Source organism: Emticicia sp. W12TSBA100-4, assembly GCF_040253585.1.
Classification (GTDB): domain Bacteria; phylum Bacteroidota; class Bacteroidia; order Cytophagales; family Spirosomataceae; genus Emticicia.
This window is the reverse complement of record NZ_JBELAU010000004.1, coordinates 234,046-258,440: the sequence shown is the minus strand read 5'-3', so window position 1 is coordinate 258,440 and position 24,395 is coordinate 234,046. Positions and strand designations below refer to the sequence as shown.

Sequence of the window (24,395 nt, the reverse complement as noted above, 5' to 3'; positions counted from 1 at the left end):
TACAACAATGAACCGAAACGCCTCAATTTTAATCTGTGACGACGACGAAGACGATTTATATTTAGTAAAATCGATTTTCAATGACACCAAATTTAGTAATCAGACTGTCTATCTGAAAGATGGTGCAGAGCTACTGGAATATCTTCAAAATCAGAAGAAAGATACTTCAGTTGGGCTTATATTATTAGATTTGAATATGCCAAAGATTGATGGCAGAGAAGCACTCAAAATCATAAAAAGTAATTTTGAGTTTAGAAGAATTCCTGTTATTATTCTGACAACCTCAAACGCTCCGCAGGATATTGAAAAGTGCTACGAACTGGGAGCAAATTGTTTCATAACCAAGCCTTCGTCGTATGAAGGCCTAAACGATGCCATTAAGACCTTGAGTAAATTTTGGCTCGAACTAAGTTATTTACCTATTAAGAGATAAGTCGTTGATTTACAAATTCTTACCAATTAGTCCTTTTAGTCTTTCTGAGACACAACGGGTTTTTCAGTAGCATTTTTTAGCCAAATCAACCCTTTTTCAACAATTGTTTTACCGTTTTTTTGCACCATATTAGTAGCCACATTACGCACTAAAAAAGGAACAACCAATTTCGGAAGCCAGCCAGCACGTGCCAAGATAGTTCGACGTAGAATGATGTCAACACCTAAACCAATTCCTACGTTCAACAATCCCTTTTTGGGCGATGTAAGTACATTATTCAAGACCCCAACGGCTTGTCGAGCAGGATTCAACTCTTCCTTGATAGCAGCTATTTCATTTCTCATGCTGATTTTCGATAACTGCATCTGATTGTGCAGTCTGGCACGTTCGGCCTTTAAATCATCAAGACTTTCAATGTTATTTTTCATAATAAAAGTTTCGTATAAAAGTATTAATGATGGGAAGTTTGATGAACCTCTCTCGAACAATAAATAAAATAACACCTAACAGGCCGTAAACAGAACCTACGATTAAAAAACCTACGGGCATATTATTGAGTTTCTGACCAATATACCAGGCTAAACTCAAACTCATAAAAAACATCATGAGACCGCCAGCAATGCCCACAATCAGAGCCGAAGCAAGATTTGAAACAGATTTAGCTGCTTTTTCGGATAACTCTAATACGCCCAAATTCCAGCGAGCTTCGGCGTATTCGGTCACGGAATCGAACCAATCGGTGGCCCGTTCTTTTATTTCGTTGGCAGATTCTATCAATTGCATGATTTTGTTATTTTTAAAGATTCAGAAATTGGGGTAAACCGTACGCTTACCCCAAACTTTCTGATGATTATTGTATTATGCGTTTACGACGTCTTTCACATCTTCAACACCATCTTGAAAACGGTCTTTCAGCTCGGCAACTTTACCAACTGCCTTTGATTTTAGACGTTTGGCTGCATCTTCAATGTTATCGGCCGAATCAGTATACTGGCGTCCTCCGCGTTGAATAGCGTCTAATAAATCGGTAGCAAAATCGTTGGCAGCTTCACGCACTCTTTCTCTCAATTTTGAACCTTTTTCTGGAGCAAATAATACACCTATCGCAGCACCTGCGGCAGCGGCGGCAGCTATTCCTATGATGATTTTTGAATTCTTTGTCATTGTGTTTGAAATTTAGAATTATTTGAAATTGTGTATAAACATTGCTGTTTGATATTATTCCTAAAAACATTATTCCAGTAGATTTTAAAGCAAAAATTAGCCGATTCGAGGTGTATTTTCTACAATTTGGGACATAGCTATGTACACACAAAAAACTCTACCTTATACAGTGGCATGATTTTTTAGAACTAAATTAGGTAGATATACAATGTTTATTTTGATAGTACCAATAACTTCACTTACTTTCATTGAATAAATGTATAAGTGACACGAATAGTTGAACAATTGGCTGTTGAATAATATTAAAAAAATATTTTCTCTATTAACAAGTATAAGGAAATGAATGAGGATGGATTTAAGACACTTTATCCGAAGGCATTGATTGTAGATGATGAATTAGACACTTGTCTTCTACTCGGAATGTTGCTTAAAAAATTCGGAATACCTTCGCTCAAAGTACACACTTTGGCCGATGGTTTTGAAAAATTAGTTTCAGAAAAACCACAACTGGTTTTCTTGGATAATAATCTGCCCGATGGAACGGGCATAGAGCGTATAGAAACATTCAGAAAGGTTTTACCAGATGCTAAGCTCGTGATGATTACTGCTATCAGCTCACTGCGTGAAGAAGCCTTGGCACTTGGAGCAGATGGTTTTATTGAAAAACCTCTGGATATAAACAAAATTCAGAGTGTGTTAATGTAATTTTTGGTTGCTGAACCACCTCTCTTATACATTACTTATGGGTCTGAAAATATTTTTTTGATAATTTATAACGACAAAAATCCCCAAGCCACATCGACTTGGGGATTTTTATTTTTTAGATACTCGACGAAATTAATCTAATTTCTCTTTGATATCTTTCTTTATTTCTTGGGCTTTGTCGGCCACTTTATCGCCAATTTCTTCGGCCTTATCTTTAGCTTTTTCCCAAGTTTCTTTAATTCCGTCTTTCAAATCTTCCCACTTATCCTGGGCTTTTTCGGCCAATTCTACGGCTCCAATTTTAGCTTCATCAACTTTTTCTTGTAGTTCGGCCTTCACTACATCTGCTTTTTTCTCAAGAGTCTCGGCTTTGTGTTGTGCTGCTTCTTTCAATAATTCTTCTTTTGTGCTTGTCATGATTGATAAATGTTTTAGTGTGAAATGATTTTAAAAAATATGGATATTTTTTGGGGTAAAGTATGAGTCATAAATGACCCATACTTCTTGTGTATTTGATTAGAATGTGATTCCGATGTGTACTTGTCCAACCGAGTTTTTAGAATCGCCTAAGAAAGTGCGAGCGGCATCGGTATTAGCAATTTGTTGAAGACCATGATTGTAGCGAGTACCCACCATCAGTTTTCCGAAGTAAATATTCAACCCCGCCGAAAGACCATAATCGAAATTTCGGTAATTGTCTTTATTCAACAATACTTCGCTCGACGAGCCATTATCTGCCTTACTCTTTGACGAAGCGTTTACCAAATATCCACCATACGCACCTGCCTGAATATCAATTACATTACCGATTTTGTAAGTAAGTAAAAGTGGCACTTCGGCGTAGTCTAATTTGAAAGTGGTTTCGCCTTGAAACGTATTCAAGATATTATATCGAGCGGTTGTTCCTTTGGTCGAATAGCCAATTTCAGGTTGTAAATACAATGTACCTTCAATGAGCGGTACTTGAGTAAACAAGCCTACATTAAATCCATATCGAGGATTGCGGTCGTTGATGTCATCTATGTAGAGATTCGAGGCATTTAAACCTCCTTTTATACCCGAGCGGGCTTTTTGTGCGTCGGCATTAATTGTCTTAAAAATGCCCAAAACTGCAATAAAAGCTGTGATTATGATTCGATTTCTCATGATTTTAGTTTGTTTTTAGTGAAAAGTTTGTTGATGAATTGTAATAAAGTTGTGTGCTAACTTAGCTATACTTCTACCCCTATGATTTTTATTTATTTAAGACTCACAGGTGAGCCTGCTTCTTTTTTCATTTGTTCGCTGGCATAAATTCCAATCTCTACACGGCGGTTTTGTTGGCGGCCTGTTTCAGTATTATTACTGGCAATAGGATTGCCCTCGCCCATACCCACGGTTTTGATTCGGTTGCTTGCTATGCCTTCGCTTATCAAGAAGTTACTCACGGCTCTGGCTCGTAGCACTGATAATCGTTGATTATAATCGTTTGAGCCGACGTTATCTGTATTTCCCTCAATTAGAAGTTCTATTTGTGAGTCTTTCTTCAAGTTATCGGCAACTGTTCTGAGGCTGGTCTTAGTTGTTGGCAATAACACAGCAGAACCAAAGTCAAACAATAGATTATTGTCCATCGTAAGTTTTACACCTTCTCCTACCCTTTCGACTTTAGCATTTTCGCCCAAGCCTTCTTTGAGTTTTTCGGCTTTCTTGTCCATAATGTCGCCAATAACTGCTCCTGCTGCTCCTCCCACGGTTGCACCAATGATGGCCCCGATAGCAGTATTATTTTTATTTTTTCCGATTATACCACCAATAACTGCCCCTGAGCCGGCACCAATTACGGCACCTTTTTGTGATTTTTTGAGAGGGGCTTTCTTTTGGGTTTGAGCCAATACTGGCTCTGTGCTAAATGCCAACAATGCACTTACACACGTGATGGCTATGATTCTATTTGTCTTCATGATTAAACCTCTTTTTATTGTTATATTTTTTGGTTTGATATATTATATACATAAAATATTATACCTCTATACGTTTTTCTCCAAACAAACACATAAAATACTTACTATCAAGTATTTAAACAAAATTAACTATACTGTAAATGAGAAAAAGTGTAGAATATATACCCCATTTTGGGATATAAAAATGTGTAGACTTGGTAAGGTATGAAGCTATTTAGGAGACATAAAAAAAAGCCCTGCAAATGCACGGCTCTTTTCTGATTTTACCTATTATATATACTTAAAAACAACCACTTACTCTTCAATTTTTTCTTGCATGGCATCAATCTTATCGTTGAGGTCACGCTTAAACTGTTTCCAGTCACGTTTAATATCTTTACCGATTTCGGTCATATCATTATCAAGCTCTTTTAAGTTAGCTTTCAATTTTTCACGACGTTCTTCCAACTTAGCTTTTTCTTTGCTTGTTGCTTTCTTTATTTTAGCATCAAGCTCATCTAATTCATCGTTGATTTTATCACGACGCTCTTCGATTTTAGCTTTCAATTCTTTGCGTGTGGCTTCAATATCCTCGGCAGTTTCGTTGGCAGCATCTTTCACAGCAGTGGCTGTATTATCAGCAGCGTTTTCTACTTTTTCTTGAGCATCCTGCACATCGTCAGCAACCTCTTGTTTTTCACTACGAGAACAACTTGTTAGTGTAAAAGCACTAATGGCACATACGGCAATAATAAATTTGATGGATTTTTTCATTTTTTTAATTCGTTTAAATTTTATTAATCATGTGAATAAATAACGGTACTGTATGCTCCTACTGAAAGTGGGGAGATAAATTTTCCATTAATATCTTGGGGAATGATAACGGTTTCTTGGGTGAAATGATTATCGAAATCATTATCGTAACCTTCCCAATCACTGTTAAATCTCATTCGCCAACTACCAGGCCCAGGAAATCCAACTGGTAGGTTTTCGGCTACATTTTGCGAGAAATTCATCACTACAACTACTACATCTCTTGGCCCACCCTCTTTCCAACGATGGAAAACGATGGTTTTGGCTTCGTTATCGACCGAAACAATTTCGGTGTGCTGCCCAGTAAGGCCAGCCGAATTACCAAACTTATTAAGACGTAAGGCTATGAGGTCTCGGTAGAGTTTTGAAATGCCTTTAAACATCGTGAAGCGTTCCCAGTCAATGGGGTCAGTATCATGAAACCACTTATCTTCGAGAATAGCCTGCCCTTGAAACAGCATTGGTATTCCAGGCGAGGTCATCGTGAGAACAGTTCCGAGAATCGAACGTTTTTTTGCATACCAAGTATTTACATCTTCCTGACCTGCAATTTCCTGTACCACTCGGGCTTTGCCATTGGCAACTTCATCGTGCGATTCGGTATAAATTACTCGCTGAAAAGCATCATTATTATATTTATGCAAGATTGAATTGACAAGCACATTCATATCTCGGTCTTGGTCGTGCATCGTAATGATGGCATCTCTTACTGGATGCACAAATACAGCATCCCATTGAGAGCTATAACCCAACCCTCCATCATCTATATGGCCAGTTATACAATCTAAATTATGTAAGTCTTCGGCTACTGTAAATTTGTTGGGGTATCGGCTCTTGATTTCGGAGTTTATCCACTGAATTAGCGAATAGCCTTCTTGTAAATCATTGCCAGGATTACCATCTGCATTGACATTTCTCATATAAGGAATCATATCCATTCTGAGCCCGTCAATGTGATATTCGTCCAACCACATAAGGGCGTTATCTCTTATGTACTGACGCACTTCGCCTCTTCCATAATCTGGACGAGTATCTCCCCACGGAGTTTTGGCTCGCCAATCGTTATAGAAATATATTCCGCCCAAACCATTTTCGCTCCAACCATCAAACTGCCACAAATCCATGTCCGAAGGGCCAAAATGATTATAGACCACATCTAAAATTACGGCAATGCCTTTTTGATGAGCTACTTTCACGAAAGCTTTGAGGCCTTCGGGACCACCGTAGTCGCTTTCGACCGCAAATGGGTGAGCAGGATTATATCCCCATGAAAAACCGCCGGGAAACTCGGCAATGGGCATTATTTCAATGGCATTGATGCCTAATGATTTAAGGTAATTGAGGCGTTCGATGGCACTATAAAAATCGCCAGGTTTTCCATCTTCTTTGGCATTGAAAGTACCGATGTGAAGTTCGTAGATAACCATTTCGTTCTGCGACGGCATCTGAAAATTATCTTCGCCCCAATCAAACGCTGGATTGTGAATAAGCGAATTGCCAATCGAACTCGTAAGCTGGCGAGCATAAGGGTCATTGCGTAGGAAATCTCCGTTGTGGGTTTTCAATAAATACTTATATGCTTGTCCAATGGTAGCCTCTGGCACACTCACCGACCAATAGCCGTTTTCTTCGTGTACTAATGGGATGGCATCATTTTGCCAATCATTAAAATCTCCAACTACAAAAACTTCTTGTGCATTTGGAGCCCAAACTCTGAAATCAACTCCACCATCGTGTGGAATAGCTCCCATGCCCGCAATTTGGCTTTTTTGATATTCGACAAGCAATTCCATAGAATATTGATTTAATGTTTCATTACTTAAATCATATTCTGAAAAACTTATACCAGTCAATAGCAACTAATTATCTGTGGAAAAAAACAGTAATTATGGGGAATATATTCTACAAACTAACCACAGTGCCAAATTTCGTGGGTTTATCGCACCACAATCATACGTTTAACCGATATGTCTCTCAGAGTTTGTAAAGTATAGAAGTACAAACCCGATTCCAAATTAAGGTTTTGGAAATCGACGGTATATTCGCCTGCGGCCTTGTATTCGTCAACTAATTTATTTCGCTCAACTCCCATTATATCATGAATACTGAGTAAAACATGACTTGCTCTTTCCAATTTATAAGTAATTTTGGTGAAGTCGGTAAATGGATTGGGGACATTCTGACTTAACTCCGACTGAGTGCGGCTTTCTTCATCGATTCCAGTTACTAAAACAGCCGTAGCATTATTCGATGGTAAACTTTCGTTATGTAGGCGGTCGAATGACGTAAGTACGTATGTGTAGCGATTAGCCTTCTGAGAAATATCAGTATCGAAGTACGTTGTTGTATCCTTATAAATAATACTTCTGATAGCGGCCGAATTACTAATATCGATTGTTTCGTTATCAGCAAAACGATACAGCACATAGCCTCTGATTTTTTCTAATTCTGTTGCCCCTGTCGTTGGCTTTTCCCATCTGATTTGTAAACCTGTGTTGGATAGGCTCGTTGTAAGATTTTTAGGCGAATTGGGTGAAACTGCATCTTTCCAAAGCATTTGTGGCATTAATGCAGGGGTTTTGTAGAGTTTCGTAACCAAAGAGTCTCTAAAACCGAGTAAGTTTTTATTAAGCGTATTGGTATTATAAAACACACTACCTTGTGCTTTTGGGGTAGCTCTTACAAGCCGAATCTGCGTTGGCATCTGCGAAGGATTCTGCCAAGCAGCGGCATCGGTCGAATTAATTCGATAAGCAGCATGACCAATATATAAATGTCGGTCAAAAACATTATTTGCCCACCACGGCACTAAGACCGAAAAATCGGCCACTGCCAGACCGATGTTCCAATAAAGTTGCGGGACAACGTAATCAATCCAACCTTTTTGCAGCCAAAGTCTCGAATCGCAATAAACATCGCTATAACTCTGCAAGCCTCCTGTGGCCGAGCCAAGTGGTTGTGCAGTGGTTCTATTTTGCCAAATTCCGAAAGGCGAGATACCAAATTTCACCCACGGTTTCACGGCTTTCAAGGTATCGGCAATGGTTTTTACCAAAATATTTACATTGTCTCGTCGCCAATCGGCTCGGTTTAAAATTCCTCTCGAATTTCTGTTATAAGTTGCCGAATCGTTGATGGTCAGCCCTGCCGATGGATACGGATAAAAGTAATCATCGAAATGCACGCCATCAATATCGTATTTGGTAGCAACTTCCAGCACCACTTCGGTTATGTGTTTAATCACTTCGGGTTTGCCAGGGTCAAGCACACGCAAGTTTCCGTAAGGCAAAAGCCACTGAGGATGCTTCACTGCCACGTGCTTGGCATCTAAAACGGTAGTATTGATATTAGGAACTGCCCGATAAGGATTAAACCACGCGTGAAACTCAATACCACGTTTGCGACACTCAGCCACCATAAATGCCATTGGGTCGTAGAATGGTTCGGGGGCTTTGCCTTGTTTGGCGGTTAGATACTCCGACCACGGAGCCAATTCAGAAGGGTAAAAGGCATCACCATTGGTGCGAATCTGCACCATTACGGCATTAATGCCTGCTTGTTGGTGTTGGTCGAGTAGTTTGATAAACTCGGCTTGCTGTTGAGCCGACGTAAGATTCTTACTTGAAGGATAATCTATGTTATTGACGGTGGCAATCCAAGCTCCACGAAACTCTCGTTTGGGAGTTTGAGCATTAGTTTTCAAAGTAACAAAAACAGTAATAAGTATAAGTGTAAAATACTTCATCAACAAAGAACAAATTAGTTAAGCACGTTTATTAGAAAAATATTCGGTAAAAATAGACACTTTTTAGTAGATTCTTTTAGTTCAGAATCATTAATAATAGTCATGACGCTGAAATCTTTTTTGCGGTGACTACTATTTTTCTCTAATTTCGGGCTTCTTATTCAACAACAAAACTATGCTTATTATTGACGCCCATCTGGACATTGCGATGAACGCCATCGAGTGGAATCGAGACTATCGAAAATCTGTTTTTGAAATTCGTGACCGTGAAAAAGGTCTGACCGATAAGCCCGACCGAGGCAATGGCGTGGCATCGTTGCCTGAACTCCGCAAAGGAAATATTGGGCTGATTGTGGCAACACAATTGGCTCGCTACGTTGCCCCTGATAGCATAATTGCTGGCTATAATTCGCCCGAAATTGCGTGGGGAATCACGCAAGCTCAACTCGCTTGGTATAAAGCGATGGAAGATTTGGGCGAAATGGTACAGATTACGAATCTTGCTGCTTTAGAAGCTCACCTAAAACTTTGGCAAGATGAAAGTATATCGAACGAAACTAAGCCAGTTGGATATATTTTGAGCCTCGAAGGAGCAGATTCACTTATCAACTTGTCATATTTAGAAAAAGCTTACGCTTACGGCTTACGTGCATGTGGTCCTGCCCATTACGGCCCAGGACGCTACGCCCCAGGCACAACGATGTCGGGCGGATTGACCAAAATGGGGCGAGAATTGGTGAAAGAAATGGATAATTTGAATATGATTCTTGATGTAACTCACCTTACCGACGAAGGTTTTACGGAAGCACTTGATATATTTAAAGGAAATGTCTGGGCAAGCCACCACAACTGCCGCTCATTAGTGGACTACCAACGCCAACTGACCGACGAGCAAATAAAGATTTTGATTGAGCGTGGAGCAGTTATCGGTGGCGTGCTTGATGCGTGGATGCTTGTACCCAACTGGACTCGTGGCAAAGATACGCCTCAAGAACGTGGCGTTACGCTCGAAAAATTGATTGATAACTACGACCATATTTGCCAAATTGCGGGCAATGCCAACCACATTGCCATCGGTAGCGATTTAGATGGCTGCTTCGGCACTGAACAAACACCAACCGACCTCGAAACAATTGCTGATTTGCAGAAATTACAAGGTTTACTTGCCAAAAGAGGATATTCGCAGCAAGATATAGAAAAGGTTTTTCATGGAAATTGGTTGAGGTTTTTGAGGAAGGCTTGGGGGTGAAAAATCTTAGGTAGATTTATAACAAATTTACCTTTGGATAAATAAAACTTATATTGATTTCTCAAAATTTTGCCATTTCCAACAAAAAGCCTTAACATTGGATTTTCTCAACCAAAACCTTCATTATTTATGAAAAAAACTCTCCTCTTGCTTGCTTCGTTTAGTTGTGTTTCGTTGGCCTCATTGGCACAGTCGTTCATTCCTGCTTTCGACCGCTTTTCGGGAAAAGAAATTGCCTATATCTATTTAGAAGATGGCTCTAAAGTAGAAGGCACAATTGATGACCTCGACCGCAAAAAAGGACTTATCGAAGAAGTTACGATTTTGCCAACTGGCCAAAAGAAAAAGCGCAAACTTGAGCCAAAAGAAATCAAAACAATGTACTTACCAGCCAGTGGTTATTTCAAATTGGTGAACTCGCTCGACCAAGCATTTGATGCTCAAAAATGGAAAAACAACGATGTGAACATGGAAATCATCAACAAAGGTTATGCGTATTTCGAGAAGACTAAAGTGAAAGTAAAAAAAGATACACAAGAACTTTTAATGCAAATGGTAAACCCTGCTTTTTCGAGCAAAATCAAGGTTTTTCATGACCCTTTGGCACAAGAAAGCATGAGTTTTGGTTATGCGGGCATCACGATGGCGGGTGGTGATGATAAATCTTACTACGTGCAAGTGGGCAATGAAGTAGCCGAAAGAATCAAGAAAAAAGAATACGATGATGAATATTTGAGACTTTACAAAGATTGTCCAGCTTTATTGGCCAAACTCAAAAGCGACCACCGTTGGACAAATTTCGATAAACACTTAGTAGAATATACGACTTCTTGTAAGTAAAATCGAAACCTACAAAATCTTTCATTATGACGAACTTTTCACAGAGTTCGTCTTTTTTTATCTTGTCTATACAACATTTTATTAATTTATTAGTAGATTTGGTTTCTATATTCAACCTAATTTTATCATCTACAATATGCAAGATAAATCAAGCAGCAGAAGAAGTTTTATTAAAAATTCTGCCATTGCAGCCAGTGGCTTTTTTATTGTCCCTCGCCACGTTTTGGGCAAAGGTTTCACCGCACCCAGCGATAAACTCAACCTCGCATCCATCGGTGCAGGTGGCAAAGGTGCATCAGACATTGCCAACGCCTACAATAACGGTGTCAATAATGTAGTAGCACTTTGCGATGTAGATTTTGCTCGTGCCAAAGCCAGTATTGATAAGTTTCCGAATGCCAAACGTTACAAAGATTTTCGGGTAATGCTCGAAGAAATGAAAGGCGATATTGATGGCGTTGTTATCTCAACACCTGACCATCAGCACGCTGTAGCTGCAATGGCAGCCATGCAATTGGGCAAGCACGTATATGTACAAAAACCGCTCACGCATGATATTTATGAAGCTCGCAAGCTCACCGAAGGTGCCAGACAATATAAGGTAGTTTCGCAGATGGGAAATCAAGGAGCATCCAATCCAACTCAAAAAGTAATGATGGATTGGCTCGATAAAGGCTTGATTGGAAAAGTAAGTGATGTACATATCTGGACAAACCGCCCAGTTTGGCCGCAGGGAAGTCCAGTCCCGACCGATAAACCCAAATTGATAGATTCAATGGACGCAAAAGATTGGGATTTATGGGTTGGAACAGCTCAATGGGTTGACTATCACCCACTTTATCACCCATTCAAGTGGCGTGGCTGGTGGAATTTCGGTACGGGTGCATTGGGCGATATGGGTTGCCACTTGATTGACCCAGCTTTCAGAGTTTTAGGTTTGGGCTACCCAACCGAAGTAGAATGTAGTGTTGGACAAGTATTTTTGCAAGATTGGACTCCTGAATATAATCCAGAAGGTTGCCCACCATCATCGAATGTGCAGTTGAAATTCCCAGCAACGAAACGTAATAACTCGCCAGTAACAATGACTTGGACAGACGGTGGAATTAGACCTTTCCATCCAGAGTGGATTCCTGCCAACGAGCCATTGGCCGAAGCAGATAGTTCAAACGGTGTGCTAATGATTGGAACAAAAGGCGTAATGACATGCGGAACGTATGGTAACGACCCGAAAATATATTTGAAAAATGGTGAGAAAATAACAATGCCTAAACCTGACCCGAATTTCAAACCTTTACCCGAACACGGACACCAAGCGTCGTGGGCAGAGGCTTGTAAAGCTGGTTTTGGTAGCAAAGCACACAAAGAATTGACGTCGTCGTTTGATTATTCTGGACCTTTGACCGAAACCGTTATCATGGGTAATTTGGCCATTCGTAGCTATATGCTCAGAAAACCAAATGGTAATTCAGGCCGTAATAATTTCAATTATGATGGTCGTAAAAAACTCATTTGGGACGGTCCGAATATGCAAATCACGAACTTCGACGAAGCGAATCAATTCGTAAAACGTCAGTACCGTGAAGGCTGGAAACTCGTATAGAGTTTAGAGTTCTGAGTTGAGACGGGGCCGCCCGTGCGGTTCTGAGTTTTTAATGAGTAAACCCAACTCAGAACTCAGCACTCTTAACTCAGAACTTTTAAAGTTTCAAAATCTCCTACTTTTGTGAGGTACATATAGTCAAGTAATATAGCATTGGTGTTATTAATCATTCGATGTCCTTCTACAAATGGAACTACATGGGTCGTGATTCGCTCAAATTCATAATCAGTTCCCATTTCTTTATTATTCATGGCCGCAATTTCTTCGGCTGTCATTTCTATTTCACAGGCATATAAATAAATTGCTTCATCGCTCGTTCCAGTAGCGGGGAAACCTCTTTTTCCATCCATCAAATCCATTAATTGGCTTTCCGAAATTTGAAGCCCAGTTTCTTCTCTTACTTCTTGTACCGCTATTTCGAGTGGTGTTTTTGTGCCGTCAACCATTCCTGCTGGGTGTTCGTACGTAAAGCCCCCCTCGGCTATGCGGCGTTGTTTTACCAAAAGCAAAAACTTCTCACGAGTTTCTTTATTTATCAAACAAATCAACACACACACAACTTCACCTTTCAGAAAACAAATCGGTGGAATTTTATCGCCTTCGGGCGTTTCGGCATCAAGCATCAACAACGAAAAAAGCACTTCTCCATTATAGCGTCGGCGAGTATAATGCTCATCTACTTTATTGATTTTCAGACCATTAGCAATTAAATTACTTTTCCAAAGTTTAAATTTGTGGGCGTCTTCGAGTTTTTCGAGTATCATTCGTTGAGGTATTTTTAGTATCAGTTTTTGTATTTGAAAACAAAAGTAAGCATTGAAAGTTAGAATATTAGTCGGCTCAGTCAATCATTTTTTTACCACCAAGGGACAAAGAACACTAAGTTTCCACTAAGATTTGAAATATTTTCTTAGTCAATCAAAGTCACGAAGTGCTGAAATTAAAAATAAAAATTTTGCTTCACGACGGATTTAATGCCAATTTTGTTGTGAAAAAGATACAATTAGCATCGTGAAAGAATATACCAAAAACCAACTCGCCCTCCGAAACGGACAAGAGAAAGATGATATTTGGGTGGCTTACAAAGGACAAATCTACGATGTAGGAAGCTCAAGATTGTGGAGAAACGGCAAACATTACGAACACTGGGCTGGACAAGATTTAACCGAAGAATTGGCCGATGCCCCGCATAACGAAGCCGTTTTTGAGAAATTTAAGGTGATTGGGAAGTTGGTTAGTTAATTACAGGAATACAAAATAAAATGTCGATAACAAAAGAAGAAGAATTAGTCGGAATGCAAACAGCGAGTGAGGCAGTAGCCGTGACACTCCGAGAAATGATAAATTATGCTAAACCAGGCATGACCACCCAAGAATTAGACGATTTTGGCGGACAAATCCTCAAAGATTTTGGAGCAAAATCAGCTCCGAAAGTAACGTATAATTTCCCAGGATTCACTTGCATTAGTGTCAATCAAGAGTTTTGCCACGGTATTCCATCGGATAAAAGAATTTTACAAGAAGGCGATTTAATTAACATTGATGTATCGGCCGAAGTTGGTGGCTTTTTCTCTGATAATGGTTGTTCTTTTGTTCTCGGAAATGACATTTACCAACACCAAAAACTTATTGATGCCTCTAAAGATATTTTGCGTAAGGCCATTGCCAATATCAAAGGTGGAGTAAAAATTTCTGACGTAGGTTTTCTGATGGAAACCGAAGCCAAGAAAAGAGGCTATCGAGTCATTCGCAATCTGACTGGACACGGTGTGGGTAAAAGCCTGCACGAAGCCCCCAAAGAAATTCCGAATTACAGAGATAAATACAACACTACCAGATTTCGTAAAAATTCGGTAGTGGCCGTCGAGACTTTTATTTCAACGGTTTCAACAGAAGCTATCACTCAAAAAGATGGTTGGACAATGATTGGCAACAAAGGCGGTTTTATGGCTCAACACGAGCATACTATTCTTATCACTGACGGAAAACCGATTATTTTAACCGAAAAAAATGAACTATGGGACTGATAAAATAGTCTTATCAATTAAATCATTATTAGTAATTTATCATGAAACTCATCGAATCAATCATACTTTTTGCAAGCTTGGCATTCCTGACCATGTTTGTTGATCAAGCACTTTATAAAGGCGTAGCTCTAAAAGATAGCTATTTCTTTTTGATGTTTGCCGTGGCAGGTTTTTTCTATTATACCTACCGCCGTGGACTTAGAATTATGAAAGAAAAGAAAGAAGAAGACGCTAAAACAGAAGTAAAATCAAAAAAAATTGAGGATAGACTTAAAAGAAAATAAGTATCAAAGGCAACCAAAATACCATTTCCCCAAGCCAACGATAGTTTTCGTTTTTTGCAAGTTTTACTTCAAAAAAATAAATCAACACCGAGCAGAAAGCCATTAAACTTTCTATCAAAAATACTTTTTTGATAAATAAATTATCGGTCAAAAAGATAGAGACAATCGAAAAAACTAAAACTCCCCATATTAGATAAGTACAATTGGCCTTGCCAAGTTTCTTGGCGAGGTTTTTTGTTGCTGGATACGCTTGTGATTCGTAAAATGAAAAAATCAGGATACTCTGATGCACCAATAAGAAGAAGACAAAACCAGCCAAATAGGCTTGCCAGTCAAGATTTGATTTCGTACTAAAAGCACTTCCAACTACGCAAAGGCTATAAATTGCTGAAGTAAAAATTTCTTTAAAGTATTGATAATTAGCCGATTTTGATTTTTTATGTAAAATATAAAAGTAAATCATTATCAAAACCGAAAGAGCAATACCAAAATAAATGACATTTCGGGGCAAGAAAAAGGCTAAAATAGCCGCAAGCAAAAACAAAATAATAATGCCTACTTGCAGATAATACTGATACTGAAAATGAAATTGGTGTCGGGCATCTTCTGGCTCAGATTTTAGGTTATCAAGCAGGCGGTCGAGTATATAAATAATCCAAGTACAGATACCCAAAATCAAAATCGAGGGTAGATTTACCATACCATTTCCATCGGGTATTTTCCAAAACATCCAACTACTTACCACCGCTCCCAACACTACATCAAGGCTTAGATAATGGAGTGTTTTAAGGAAATTATTTTTACCTTCAACCATCAAGCATTCATCATTTATCATCTAACATTAATATTTCATCTCCTACCGAAACCTTTCCTGTTTCTACAACCAACAAATTCTGCCCAAATAAAATTTTATTATTCACATTTCTATACTGTGTCAGTGTTCTGAGAGGTTCTTTCCCTTTCTCGGCCGTTTCGGGGTTTATCGTTGTCAAAACACACCTTGCACAGGGTTTTACGCCTACCAATTTTGCATCGGCCACAGTAAAATATTTCCAAGTATCTTCTACATGAGCTTCCCCACCTATAAAAACAAGATTTGGTCTAAAACGCTTCATCGAAACTGGCTCTTCGAGTTTAGCATTCAGTTCGTCGAGGCTTGCTTGTCCAATTACCAAAATCGGATAGCCGTCCGAAAAACTCGTGTGTTCTTCTTTTGTGATTGAATATTTCGGGTCAGTTAATCTTATCGAATCATCGGGTTGGTAAAACAAACTGCATTTTTTACCCAAAACCGTCGTAAACCACGCATCTGCCTCATCGCTTACTCGGATTCCACGCACCACATCGTCCCAAATCGTAATTTGCTGTTGTTCAGTAGTTTCTGGCACAAACGGAATCTGTAAAGGAGCTATTCTTTTCAATCGGTGTGTTACTCGTAAACCCGTTTCTTCGATAGCCACATCAATCATAGCCATTTGTTCGTTTTGGCGTTGCGTAATAAACACATTATTTTCATCGGCAAGTACCCAACGGCGGTCATATTGCAGTCCACGTTCCTCAACAACGGCGTGTTGCAGGCTAATTCCGCCCAGTGATTTGATTGGATAAATCGTGATTTCAGAAACAATAAAAGACATATTTTGTTTTTTCAATTAAATCGTGAATCAAAAGTAAAACTTGTACACGTAAACTACTGACTATCAGTTATTTATTACTACAACAAACCATTTGTAATTCGTCAATCGGATTATTCGTAATTCTTAAACAACAATTCTTTGAAAAAATCGTTTGATTGATTAGGTTAAACTCATAAATTGAGTCGAAATATCAAATTTCTATGGAAAGCGAAACCTTCCATGAAACAACCCGTAAAACATGAAAAGAATAATTCATATTATTGCCCTTTTGGTGCTTACAAATTCGGTTTTTGGACAAATTCAAACCTATAAACGTGGGCTTTCGAGCTTCGATAAAGGTCAATACGAATTGGCCATTAAAGATTTGACGAAGGTAGTAAATATTGCCGAAAGCGAAAAAGCCAATCTGTATCATAAAATTGCCGAAGCTTATCGTCTGTCGAATCGTTGGGTAGAAGCCGTGCCGTTTTATCAGAAGGCTTTTGAAGCAAAACTCACCAATCCAGAGGCTCATTTCCACTATGCGTTTGCTCTGAAAGCCGCAGGAAATTATGATTTGGCTTTGAAAGAATTGCAACAATTCATCGACTCGAAAAGCACTATCAAAGCCTACAACGAAAAGGCTTATCGTGAAGTAAATACGCTCAAAACGATTGATGATATTAAGAAAAAACAAAGCGTAGTTGAGTTCAAAAATCTTTCGCAACTCAATACTAAAGGCTCAGAATTTGCCCCAATGGTACTGGGCGACGAATTGATTTTTACGGCTTCACGCAAAAATAAAATTTATGCCAATGGCTTGCCGTATGTTGGACTTTACAAAGTAAAAATAGATAAAACGATTGGCGAAATGGGCAAAGTTGAGAAATTCAGCGATGCTATTTTTGACGAAGAACGCAACGAAGGAACGCCAACTTTTTCGCCCGATGGCAAAACAATGATTTATTCTCGTGGCAATACAGGTAAACGTAAAGACCTTTCGCCTGATATGGATTTATACATCGCTCGCTACGTTGATGGCAGCGGCTGGACAGAACCACGCTATGTAAGTGCCTCTGATTCAGCCAGTTGGGATGGCAGCCCTGCGTTCTCACGTGATGGTAAAACGATTTATTTTTCATCAAATCGCCCTGGTGGTTTTGGTGGACTGGATATTTACAGAGTAAACATGGATGCTTCGGGGCGTTTCGGAAATCCAGTGAATTTAGGTAAAGAAATTAATACCGCTGGCGATGAAATGTTTCCGTATGTATCAGAAGATGGAAAACTCTATTTTGCTTCTGATGGCCACCCTGGCCTCGGTAAACTTGACCTTTTCTTGGCCGTGCGTGCGGGTGGAAAGATTACGGTTGAAAATATGGGGATTCCGTATAATTCAAACATGGATGATTTCGGTTTGGTAATGAGCAAGCGTGGCGATGTGTTTTTCTCATCGAACCGTGCGGGTGGCTCGGGCGACGACGATATTTATTATTATGAAGCTCCGAAAAAGCCAGATTTAGCCGATAACGACGACCCATCGAAAAACCCATTGCTTTCGCCTAAAAATGGCAATCCTGATAGCACCAGCAAGGCACTCGAAATCAAGACAGTTAATTATTATTTAGTTGGTACAATTACCACCAAAAATGCGGCAAATGCTTTTGTTCCACTTGATTCGGCACGAGTTAGAATAGTTGATACTGATAATGAAAACGAAGTAGTTACCGAGCTTTCAACGGGAAAAGATGGCAAATTTGGCCCAATCAAATTAAAAGTTGATGGTAATTATTTAGTGATGTCGAAAAAGGCAAATTTCTTAACCAATCGTGAAGAATTTTCAATGAATGGCCGAGAGATTCCGCAGTCGTTATTAAAAAAGCCTGTAACCGATACGACTTTCTATACATCACTCAATTTAGAGCCTGTTTTTGTAGGAAAAACATTCAGAGTTGATAATATTTATTATGATTTAGATAAATGGGATATTCGCTCAGATGCAGCCATCGAATTGGATAAATTGGTACAAACGTTAACGGATAATCCTCAGATTAAAATTGAGTTAGGCTCGCACACTGACTCTCGTGCAACTGAAATTTATAACCTTCGTTTGTCACAAAAACGTGCCGAATCGGCCATTAATTATATTGTATCTAAAGGCATTGCTCGTGAACGTCTGTCGGCGAAAGGTTACGGAGAAAGTGAGTTAATCATTAAAAACGCCAAAACTGAAGAAGAGCATCAGACTAACCGTCGTACTGAATTTAAAGTTTTAGAAATCGAGTAAAACAATTTTCAAAATTGTTCATAAAACCAAATTACCTGTTTCAGCGTTTATATACATGAGCGTGTCAAGCCCAAGCCTGACACGCTTTTTTAATCAAAATCATTTCAGAAAAGCTATGAGAAAAACATTTGTTGCCAGCCTCACGCTGAGCGTTTTTATTTTTATATTATCGTGTAGCACAACTACCAAACCAACCGAAAAAGTGGTTGACAAAACCGTTTATGGCCCAACTGAAAAAGCCTATTTTGCATCGGGTTGTTTTTGGTGTGTAGAAGCTATTTTTGAGAGCCTAAAAGGCGTTAAAGAAGCTGTTTCGGGATATAGTGGCGGGCATACGAAAAATCCAACGTACGAAGACGTAAACACCGAACTAACAGGCCACGCCGAGTCAGTTGAGGTAATCTATGACCCTAAAATCATTTCTTACGAAACACTTTTGAAAGTCTATTTTGCTTCGCAAGACCCAACCCAAGTGAAAGGTCAAGGCCCAGATAAAGGAGACTCGTATCGTTCGGTAATTTTTTACCAAAACGAAACCGAAAAAACATTGGCCGAAAACTACAAAAAACAACTCAATGCTTCGGGCAAATACAAGAAACCGATTGCGGTGGAAATCGTTCCTTTTAAAGTTTTCTGGAAAGCAGAAGCTTATCACCAAGATTACGAGCGTAATCACCCCGAAAACCCTTACGTTCAAAATGTTTCGATTCCGAGGTTAGAACGCATGAAAGCTCAATTTCCTGAGTTATTGAAAGGGAAACATTAAAATAGTAGAGACGTTACATGCAACGGCTCTACATAGGAAAAAATGCTATAAAAAAGTCCTTCTTCTGAAATCAAAAGAGGGACTTTTTTATGGTCTAAAACCTACAATTTCTTAGTTTGGATAACCAGGATTTTGTGGTTTCAAGTTCGGGTTATTCAACATTTCTTGTTTTCCTAAAGGAAGCAATAAATGTTTTTCTTGCAAAGGCTGCTTAGAGCTTTGGTTGATGTGTCCAACGAAATTATCGAATCCTTTAGTAGTTTCGTTAAATACTTTACGTAAACGCACCATGTCAAACCAAGTGATTTGCTCGTAGCATAGCTCGTGCCATCTTTCTTTCCAAACTGCCTCTCTGAATGAATCTTTTGTATAAGATGACAAAGCAGGAGTTGTTAGTTTTGCACGGTCTCTGATACGCTTGAAGGCATCATAAGTTGCTTGATTTGGCCCACCAACTTCATTTTGTGCCTCAGCAAAAATCAATAATACTTCTGCGTATCTGATTTGTGGTACATTCAAGTTATCATTACGAGAACCCGCTACACCTGCCGAACCATTAGCAGTTTGGTTGAAGTGTTTGAAAATATACGGAGCACCTAACTCAAATCTTGCACCATTACCATTTGTGAAATAGCTTGTATAGAAGTATCCTTCTTGGTCTTTCGTGCGTAAATCGCCCGCTTCATAAGAATTATAGAACGAAATTGTTGGTACTGTACTACCTGTTCCACCTGGGCCATTATAAGTTACAGGCTTAAAGTTAGGGAACATATTACCCATCGGATTTCCAGCCACTAAAGTGTTATACTGAATCATGAACAAATGCTCTACTCTGTTTTTAAGATTCTCTCTGTGAACTTCAGAATAAGTAGGAAACAGGTTGATTGTAGCAGGGTTACTATTGGCATACGTAATTACTTCAAGAGCTTTATCGGCCGCCAGTTTGTAATGCGTTGCACCTTTGCTCAACGGAAAACCAGCCATCGTGAGATATACACGAGCTAATTGAGCTTTTACAGCCGCTAAGCCTACTCTACCACTTGCATCCATCCATGCCAAACCTGCGTTTTCTGCTTCGGTCAAGTCAGCAATAATCAATTTATAAACATCTTCTTGCGATGCTCTCGAAGGTAAGAAATCTTCCGAACTTGCAGTCTGAGGGTTGGTAATCAACGGAATATCACCCCAAAGTCTCACAGCCGTGAAATAAGCTGATGCACGCAAAAACTTAGCTTCACCCAAAATCTTTTTCTTTTGAGCATCTGGCATTGGCGTAATCGGTGGCACTTTCGCAATCACTTGGTTGGCTTGTGCAATTACTTTATACAAACCATTCCAGTAGTTTACTACGTGAGCGGTGTTTCCATCATGAACCAAACCGTATAAGTTATTAAGGTCAGAGTTCTGAGCTGTTTCGGTAGTTGAAGTTCCCGTTAGGGCTTCCAAAAGTTGCCAGTTAGAAGAGAAAATACCAGCACCGCCGCCCATAAATCTGAGGTCAGCATATACAGACGCCAAAGCCGCTTCAGCGTGGTCTGGAATCGTGTAAAAGCTCTCAGGCGTAAGGTTTGAAGGAGCATTTTCTTTCAAGAAATCAGAACAACTGGTCTGACTAACCAATAATGCACTTGCAAGTGCTATTTTAAATTTATTAGAAATATATTTCATTTTTAATGCTATTTTCAAGATAATTCACTGATTAAAACGCAAGCTGTAAGCCCATCATGTAAGTAGTAGGTTTTGGGTAATTGTGCCACATCATACCTTGTGAGAAAGCACTGTTACCATCACCTTGGTTAGTTGGAGTCACCTCTGGGTCGCCTATTATTTTATCTGTAACAGCTAAGAAGAAGTTTTGTGCAGAAGCATAAACTCTCAAGCGGCTCAATTTCAATTTATCAGTTACGCTACCAGGGAAAGTATAACCCAACAATAAGTTTCTACCACGTAAGAAAGAGCCATCTTTAATCCACCAGCTATCAACGTTTGTTACGTATCCTGCTCTTGTATCTCTGATTTCAGCAATCATTGTGTTTTGGTTTTGTGGAGTCCAAGCGTTCAATACTGATTTGTAGCTGTTTGCCAATGCTTGACGGTCTTCGCTGGCGTGAAGGTTCATCATCATTACATCGTTTCCATAAGAATACTGCAATTCAAGCGTTAAATCGAAGTTACCGTATTTCCAAGTATTTGTCAAAGCTCCCCAGAATTTAGGGCTACCGTTTCCGATAATTGAGCGGTCAGCGTCAGTGATAGCATTATCGCCGTTTACGTCTAAGTATTTAATATCACCTGGTAGAACTGTCAAACCATTACGGTAGCTTGTAAATTTAGCAGCTTGGTCTCTTTCAGCTTCGCTCCAAACACCCAAACGAGTAAGTCCCCAGAACGAACCAACTGGCTCTCCGATACGGATAATATTAGTAGGGTTTGTAAAGTTTGGCCCACCAACGTTAAAGATATCAGAAGGCGTTGCCAACGAAAGAACCTTGTTTTGGTTGAATGAAATATTGAAACTTGTATTCCAACGTAATTTTGCTGTATTGATGTTTACAGTGTTTACAGCAAATTCGAACCCTTTGTTTTGCATCGAACCAACGTTTCTTCTGATAGTACCATAGCCACTTGTTTGTGGTACAGGTGCATCCAAAAGCATATCGGTTGTTTTACGATAGTAGAAATCAGCTTCAATGTTCACACGGTTGCTGAATAAACCTATTTCTAAACCAACGTCAGCTTGTGCTGTTTTTTCCCATTTCAAGTTAGGGTTCGCCAAACGTGAAAGACCAGTTCCCGAAACACGAGTATCATTATAAATAGTAGCGTAGTTTGAGCTAAGCAATGATAATGATGAATACGAAGGAATTTCTGAGTTACCCGTAAGACCGTAGCTTGTACGTAATTTCAAGTTAGAAATTACTGTGTTTTTGCTCATGAATTCTTCTTCCGAAATCTTCCATGCAAATGCTCCCGATGGGAAGAACGCAAACTTGCTGTTTTCACCGAATCTTGATGAACCATCAGCTCTACCCGTAAATGTAAACAAATACTTGTTGCTCAAGCTATAATTGATACGACCAAAATATGAATTAAATGCAAAACTCGAAGCACCCGAACCAACCGCTGGAAGCGTAGAACCTGCACCTAAGTTGTTGAATCCGAAGTAGTCAGTAGCAAAACCACGCACACTCGCACTCATATTAAAGAAGTCAGTTTGTTGCCAAGAAAGACCCAATAAGCCCGTAAATGAGTGAATTTTATTAAACGTTTTGTTGTATGTCAAGAAGTTTTCTAATGACCAGAACGTTTGTTTTTGATTCGATGTCGAGGCAGTTCCTTGCTCACCAATTGCCAACGTACGAGTGGTAGATTGGTTGTTTTCCTGAGTCATGATGTTTGCTCCAAAAACCGTTTTCATCTCTAAACCTTTCGCAAATGTAATGTTTGAATAAACCGAACCCGTTGTCGTTTGTGTATTCAAAATATATTTACGACCCATCAAACGGTGAACCGAACTGAATGTTCCTTCTGCAAATGGGAAATCACGGTTATTGGCATACGTACCATCGGCGTATTGTACAGGAAGGAAAGGGAAATCTTCTACAATCTGACGAGCAACGGCATCATTAACATCCACTAAGTTCTCTGATTGATTATTGTAAGCGAGCGTTCCTCCTACTTTCAACCATTTCTTGATTTGGTCATCAATCGTGAATCTTCCTGCATAACGTTTCATGTACGAAGTCTTGATAAGACCTTGGTCATCACGGTATCCTAATGAGAATGAATATTGCGTACGCTCATTTCCGCCATTAAAACCTAACTGATGATTTTGAGATAATTTGTTTTGTGACGATTCTTTGAACCAATCTGTATCATAGAGTGGGTTTCCTTGCGAATCAAACACACGTGGGTCAGTACGACGTAATTTTGGGTTTAAATAGGCCCATCTACCAGCTGCCCAACCTACTGGGTCATATTTTTGCATATTTGCCCAAGCTAAATCTTCAACAGCCATGTATTCTTTGGCATTTAATACTTCTGGACGGTTTGGCCCAATCGTATTCACGCTAAAGTCTGAGCTATAAGTAACTTGTCCTTCATTAGCTTTTCCTTTTTTAGTCGTGATTAATACCACACCATTCGCACCTCTGGCACCATAAATAGCCGTAGAAGAAGCATCTTTCAAAACCTCTACCGAAACGATATCGTTAGGGTTGATGTAGTCAATTGCCGAACTAAATTGATTTTGGTTGTTTTGTGGAAGCATTACTCCATCAACTACATATAAAGGATTGTTTGATGAGTTGATTGAGCTAAAACCTCTGACACGGATGGTTGTACGACCACCAGGACGACCAGAGTTTGTGTTAACCTGTACCCCCGACATTCTGCCCGAAAGAGCTTGGTTCAACGATGCCGCTGGACGTTCCAATAATTGGTCTTGTTTTACCGTACCAACCGAACCAGTTAAATCTGATTTCTTTTGTGTACCGTAACCAATCACAACCATTTCTTCCAAGACGTTTTCTTTAGAAGTAAGTACAATATCGAAGTTAGTCTTATTACCAACCACGATTTCTTGTGTATCGTAGCCAACAAACGATATTACAAGAGTAGTTGAACTGTTTGGCACTTCAATTTTGAAATTACCACTTACATCTGTGCTTGCACCTTTAGTTGTGCCTTTCACAGCTACACTGGCACCGATAACCGCCTCGCCATTTCCATCAGTTACCTTACCAGTAACCACTTTAGAACTTTGGCCAAACGTTACCAAAGAAAGTAAGAAAAAGAGGACTGACAAGTACCTCGACTTGAATTGGTAGAACTTACATTTCATAAAAAAATTAAGTTTTGTTTTGTTTAATAATTGAGTTTTTGAATAAGAGTCCAAATATATTAATATTTTTTAATAAATAAGTATAATAAAAATTATGA

24 protein-coding genes are annotated in these 24,395 nt (G+C 39.3%); 10 read left to right on the top strand and 14 right to left on the bottom strand.

Annotation, left to right across the window (positions count from 1 at the left end; translation table 11 throughout):
• Positions 1-7 precede the first annotated feature (7 nt).
• Entirely contained in the window at positions 8-433 is a 426-nt protein-coding gene (locus ABR854_RS06805; RefSeq protein ID WP_350264632.1) for a response regulator, read from the top strand.
• Between the two features lie 35 nt (positions 434-468).
• Here the strand turns inward: ABR854_RS06805 and ABR854_RS06800 are convergent, their stop codons facing one another.
• The 3 genes from ABR854_RS06800 to ABR854_RS06790 form a co-directional block, all read right to left on the bottom strand.
• The gene (locus tag ABR854_RS06800) at positions 469-861 is read right to left on the bottom strand and encodes a hypothetical protein (protein ID WP_350264631.1); all 393 of its coding nucleotides are present in this window, start codon (positions 859-861) and stop codon (positions 469-471) included.
• Positions 851-1,216, bottom strand: coding sequence for a phage holin family protein (locus ABR854_RS06795; RefSeq protein WP_350264630.1), 366 nt, complete (start codon positions 1,214-1,216; stop codon positions 851-853). The genes ABR854_RS06800 and ABR854_RS06795 overlap by 11 nt, the downstream gene beginning before the upstream one ends.
• A gap of 75 nt (positions 1,217-1,291) precedes the next feature.
• Entirely contained in the window at positions 1,292-1,597 is a 306-nt protein-coding gene (locus tag ABR854_RS06790; RefSeq protein WP_350264629.1) for a YtxH domain-containing protein, read from the bottom strand.
• 339 nt (positions 1,598-1,936) lie between these two features.
• Between ABR854_RS06790 and ABR854_RS06785 the strand changes: the two genes are divergently transcribed.
• The gene (locus ABR854_RS06785) at positions 1,937-2,302 is read left to right on the top strand and encodes a response regulator (protein WP_350264628.1); all 366 of its coding nucleotides are present in this window, start codon (positions 1,937-1,939) and stop codon (positions 2,300-2,302) included.
• Positions 2,303-2,434: 132 nt separating this feature from the next.
• On the opposite strand, the gene ABR854_RS06780 is transcribed toward ABR854_RS06785, so the two are convergent.
• From ABR854_RS06780 to ABR854_RS06755, 6 genes are all read right to left on the bottom strand, one after another.
• Positions 2,435-2,719: a YtxH domain-containing protein gene (locus ABR854_RS06780; protein ID WP_350264627.1), complete on the bottom strand. Its 285-nt coding sequence runs from the start codon at positions 2,717-2,719 to the stop codon at positions 2,435-2,437.
• A 99-nt stretch (positions 2,720-2,818) separates the two neighbouring features.
• Positions 2,819-3,448, bottom strand: a complete 630-nt coding sequence (locus ABR854_RS06775; protein ID WP_350264626.1) for a porin family protein — start codon at positions 3,446-3,448, stop codon at positions 2,819-2,821.
• Between the two features lie 92 nt (positions 3,449-3,540).
• Positions 3,541-4,245: a YiaD family glycine zipper/OmpA-like lipoprotein gene (locus ABR854_RS06770; RefSeq protein WP_350264624.1), complete on the bottom strand. Its 705-nt coding sequence runs from the start codon at positions 4,243-4,245 to the stop codon at positions 3,541-3,543.
• Between the two features lie 294 nt (positions 4,246-4,539).
• Positions 4,540-4,998, bottom strand: a complete 459-nt coding sequence (locus tag ABR854_RS06765) for a hypothetical protein (RefSeq protein ID WP_350264623.1) — start codon at positions 4,996-4,998, stop codon at positions 4,540-4,542.
• A gap of 23 nt (positions 4,999-5,021) precedes the next feature.
• Positions 5,022-6,830 carry an alpha-amylase family glycosyl hydrolase gene (locus ABR854_RS06760; RefSeq protein ID WP_350264622.1) on the bottom strand — a complete coding sequence of 603 codons (1,809 nt, stop codon included), beginning with the start codon at positions 6,828-6,830 and terminating at the stop codon, positions 5,022-5,024.
• A gap of 143 nt (positions 6,831-6,973) precedes the next feature.
• Positions 6,974-8,782, bottom strand: coding sequence for a family 10 glycosylhydrolase (locus ABR854_RS06755; protein WP_350264621.1), 1,809 nt, complete (start codon positions 8,780-8,782; stop codon positions 6,974-6,976).
• A 175-nt stretch (positions 8,783-8,957) separates the two neighbouring features.
• Between ABR854_RS06755 and ABR854_RS06750 the strand changes: the two genes are divergently transcribed.
• The 3 genes from ABR854_RS06750 to ABR854_RS06740 all read left to right on the top strand — a co-directional run bounded on the left by ABR854_RS06750 (position 8,958) and on the right by ABR854_RS06740 (position 12,474).
• Positions 8,958-10,031, top strand: a complete 1,074-nt coding sequence (locus tag ABR854_RS06750; protein ID WP_350264620.1) for a dipeptidase — start codon at positions 8,958-8,960, stop codon at positions 10,029-10,031.
• Positions 10,032-10,160: 129 nt separating this feature from the next.
• Positions 10,161-10,871 (top strand): hypothetical protein, encoded by a 711-nt coding sequence (locus tag ABR854_RS06745; protein ID WP_350264619.1) that lies wholly within the window; start codon positions 10,161-10,163, stop codon positions 10,869-10,871.
• Between the two features lie 136 nt (positions 10,872-11,007).
• Complete coding sequence (locus tag ABR854_RS06740; RefSeq protein ID WP_350264618.1) at positions 11,008-12,474, top strand: Gfo/Idh/MocA family protein; 1,467 nt, start codon at positions 11,008-11,010, stop codon at positions 12,472-12,474.
• Positions 12,475-12,557: 83 nt separating this feature from the next.
• On the opposite strand, the gene ABR854_RS06735 is transcribed toward ABR854_RS06740, so the two are convergent.
• Positions 12,558-13,238 carry an NUDIX domain-containing protein gene (locus ABR854_RS06735; protein WP_350264617.1) on the bottom strand — a complete coding sequence of 227 codons (681 nt, stop codon included), beginning with the start codon at positions 13,236-13,238 and terminating at the stop codon, positions 12,558-12,560.
• Positions 13,239-13,485: 247 nt separating this feature from the next.
• On the opposite strand from ABR854_RS06735, the gene ABR854_RS06730 reads away from it, so the two are divergent.
• The 3 genes from ABR854_RS06730 to ABR854_RS06720 are packed head-to-tail and all read left to right on the top strand — an operon-like array spanning position 13,486 to position 14,785.
• The gene (locus ABR854_RS06730; protein ID WP_350264616.1) at positions 13,486-13,716 is read left to right on the top strand and encodes a cytochrome b5 domain-containing protein; all 231 of its coding nucleotides are present in this window, start codon (positions 13,486-13,488) and stop codon (positions 13,714-13,716) included.
• Between the two features lie 20 nt (positions 13,717-13,736).
• Positions 13,737-14,501 carry a type I methionyl aminopeptidase gene (gene map, locus ABR854_RS06725; protein ID WP_350264614.1) on the top strand — a complete coding sequence of 255 codons (765 nt, stop codon included), beginning with the start codon at positions 13,737-13,739 and terminating at the stop codon, positions 14,499-14,501.
• A gap of 41 nt (positions 14,502-14,542) precedes the next feature.
• Positions 14,543-14,785 carry a hypothetical protein gene (locus ABR854_RS06720; protein WP_350264613.1) on the top strand — a complete coding sequence of 81 codons (243 nt, stop codon included), beginning with the start codon at positions 14,543-14,545 and terminating at the stop codon, positions 14,783-14,785.
• Here the strand turns inward: ABR854_RS06720 and ABR854_RS06715 are convergent.
• Together ABR854_RS06715 and ABR854_RS06710 are read right to left on the bottom strand one after the other, a co-directional pair.
• The gene (locus ABR854_RS06715) at positions 14,772-15,620 is read right to left on the bottom strand and encodes a hypothetical protein (RefSeq protein WP_350264612.1); all 849 of its coding nucleotides are present in this window, start codon (positions 15,618-15,620) and stop codon (positions 14,772-14,774) included. The genes ABR854_RS06720 and ABR854_RS06715 overlap by 14 nt on opposite strands.
• Positions 15,610-16,422 carry an MOSC domain-containing protein gene (locus ABR854_RS06710; protein WP_350264611.1) on the bottom strand — a complete coding sequence of 271 codons (813 nt, stop codon included), beginning with the start codon at positions 16,420-16,422 and terminating at the stop codon, positions 15,610-15,612. The genes ABR854_RS06715 and ABR854_RS06710 overlap by 11 nt, the downstream gene beginning before the upstream one ends.
• A 238-nt stretch (positions 16,423-16,660) precedes the next feature.
• Here ABR854_RS06710 and ABR854_RS06705 point away from each other — a divergent pair, with 238 nt between their 5' ends.
• Positions 16,661-18,688, top strand: a complete 2,028-nt coding sequence (locus tag ABR854_RS06705) for a CHU_0125 family OmpA-like outer membrane integrity protein (RefSeq protein ID WP_350264610.1) — start codon at positions 16,661-16,663, stop codon at positions 18,686-18,688.
• Between the two features lie 115 nt (positions 18,689-18,803).
• Positions 18,804-19,454, top strand: a complete 651-nt coding sequence (msrA, locus tag ABR854_RS06700) for a peptide-methionine (S)-S-oxide reductase MsrA (protein WP_350264609.1) — start codon at positions 18,804-18,806, stop codon at positions 19,452-19,454.
• 111 nt (positions 19,455-19,565) lie between these two features.
• Here the strand turns inward: msrA and ABR854_RS06695 are convergent, their stop codons facing one another.
• Positions 19,566-21,122 carry a RagB/SusD family nutrient uptake outer membrane protein gene (locus tag ABR854_RS06695; protein ID WP_350264608.1) on the bottom strand — a complete coding sequence of 519 codons (1,557 nt, stop codon included), beginning with the start codon at positions 21,120-21,122 and terminating at the stop codon, positions 19,566-19,568.
• Between the two features lie 31 nt (positions 21,123-21,153).
• Positions 21,154-24,297 carry a SusC/RagA family TonB-linked outer membrane protein gene (locus ABR854_RS06690; RefSeq protein ID WP_502881183.1) on the bottom strand — a complete coding sequence of 1,048 codons (3,144 nt, stop codon included), beginning with the start codon at positions 24,295-24,297 and terminating at the stop codon, positions 21,154-21,156.
• Positions 24,298-24,395: the final 98 nt, after the last annotated feature.

Excerpts from the sequence above, each read along its gene's own strand:
- ABR854_RS06770 (WP_350264624.1), bottom strand. The coding sequence starts at position 4,245 with ATGAAGACAAATAGAATCATAGCCATCACGTGTGTAAGTGCATTGTTG.
- ABR854_RS06805 (WP_350264632.1), top strand. The coding sequence starts at position 8 with ATGAACCGAAACGCCTCAATTTTAATCTGTGACGACGACGAAGACGAT.
- ABR854_RS06735 (WP_350264617.1), bottom strand. The coding sequence starts at position 13,238 with ATGATACTCGAAAAACTCGAAGACGCCCACAAATTTAAACTTTGGAAA.
- msrA (WP_350264609.1), top strand. The coding sequence starts at position 18,804 with ATGAGAAAAACATTTGTTGCCAGCCTCACGCTGAGCGTTTTTATTTTT.
- ABR854_RS06785 (WP_350264628.1), top strand. The coding sequence starts at position 1,937 with ATGAATGAGGATGGATTTAAGACACTTTATCCGAAGGCATTGATTGTA.
- map (WP_350264614.1), top strand. The coding sequence starts at position 13,737 with ATGTCGATAACAAAAGAAGAAGAATTAGTCGGAATGCAAACAGCGAGT.
- ABR854_RS06790 (WP_350264629.1), bottom strand. The coding sequence starts at position 1,597 with ATGACAAAGAATTCAAAAATCATCATAGGAATAGCTGCCGCCGCTGCC.
- ABR854_RS06695 (WP_350264608.1), bottom strand. The coding sequence starts at position 21,122 with ATGAAATATATTTCTAATAAATTTAAAATAGCACTTGCAAGTGCATTA.
- ABR854_RS06755 (WP_350264621.1), bottom strand. The coding sequence starts at position 8,782 with ATGAAGTATTTTACACTTATACTTATTACTGTTTTTGTTACTTTGAAA.
- ABR854_RS06775 (WP_350264626.1), bottom strand. The coding sequence starts at position 3,448 with ATGAGAAATCGAATCATAATCACAGCTTTTATTGCAGTTTTGGGCATT.
- ABR854_RS06750 (WP_350264620.1), top strand. The coding sequence starts at position 8,958 with ATGCTTATTATTGACGCCCATCTGGACATTGCGATGAACGCCATCGAG.
- ABR854_RS06740 (WP_350264618.1), top strand. The coding sequence starts at position 11,008 with ATGCAAGATAAATCAAGCAGCAGAAGAAGTTTTATTAAAAATTCTGCC.
- ABR854_RS06760 (WP_350264622.1), bottom strand. The coding sequence starts at position 6,830 with ATGGAATTGCTTGTCGAATATCAAAAAAGCCAAATTGCGGGCATGGGA.
- ABR854_RS06710 (WP_350264611.1), bottom strand. The coding sequence starts at position 16,422 with ATGTCTTTTATTGTTTCTGAAATCACGATTTATCCAATCAAATCACTG.
- ABR854_RS06745 (WP_350264619.1), top strand. The coding sequence starts at position 10,161 with ATGAAAAAAACTCTCCTCTTGCTTGCTTCGTTTAGTTGTGTTTCGTTG.
- ABR854_RS06795 (WP_350264630.1), bottom strand. The coding sequence starts at position 1,216 with ATGCAATTGATAGAATCTGCCAACGAAATAAAAGAACGGGCCACCGAT.
- ABR854_RS06715 (WP_350264612.1), bottom strand. The coding sequence starts at position 15,620 with ATGATAAATGATGAATGCTTGATGGTTGAAGGTAAAAATAATTTCCTT.
- ABR854_RS06690 (WP_502881183.1), bottom strand. The coding sequence starts at position 24,297 with ATGAAATGTAAGTTCTACCAATTCAAGTCGAGGTACTTGTCAGTCCTC.
- ABR854_RS06800 (WP_350264631.1), bottom strand. The coding sequence starts at position 861 with ATGAAAAATAACATTGAAAGTCTTGATGATTTAAAGGCCGAACGTGCC.
- ABR854_RS06705 (WP_350264610.1), top strand. The coding sequence starts at position 16,661 with ATGAAAAGAATAATTCATATTATTGCCCTTTTGGTGCTTACAAATTCG.
- ABR854_RS06780 (WP_350264627.1), bottom strand. The coding sequence starts at position 2,719 with ATGACAAGCACAAAAGAAGAATTATTGAAAGAAGCAGCACAACACAAA.
- ABR854_RS06720 (WP_350264613.1), top strand. The coding sequence starts at position 14,543 with ATGAAACTCATCGAATCAATCATACTTTTTGCAAGCTTGGCATTCCTG.
- ABR854_RS06765 (WP_350264623.1), bottom strand. The coding sequence starts at position 4,998 with ATGAAAAAATCCATCAAATTTATTATTGCCGTATGTGCCATTAGTGCT.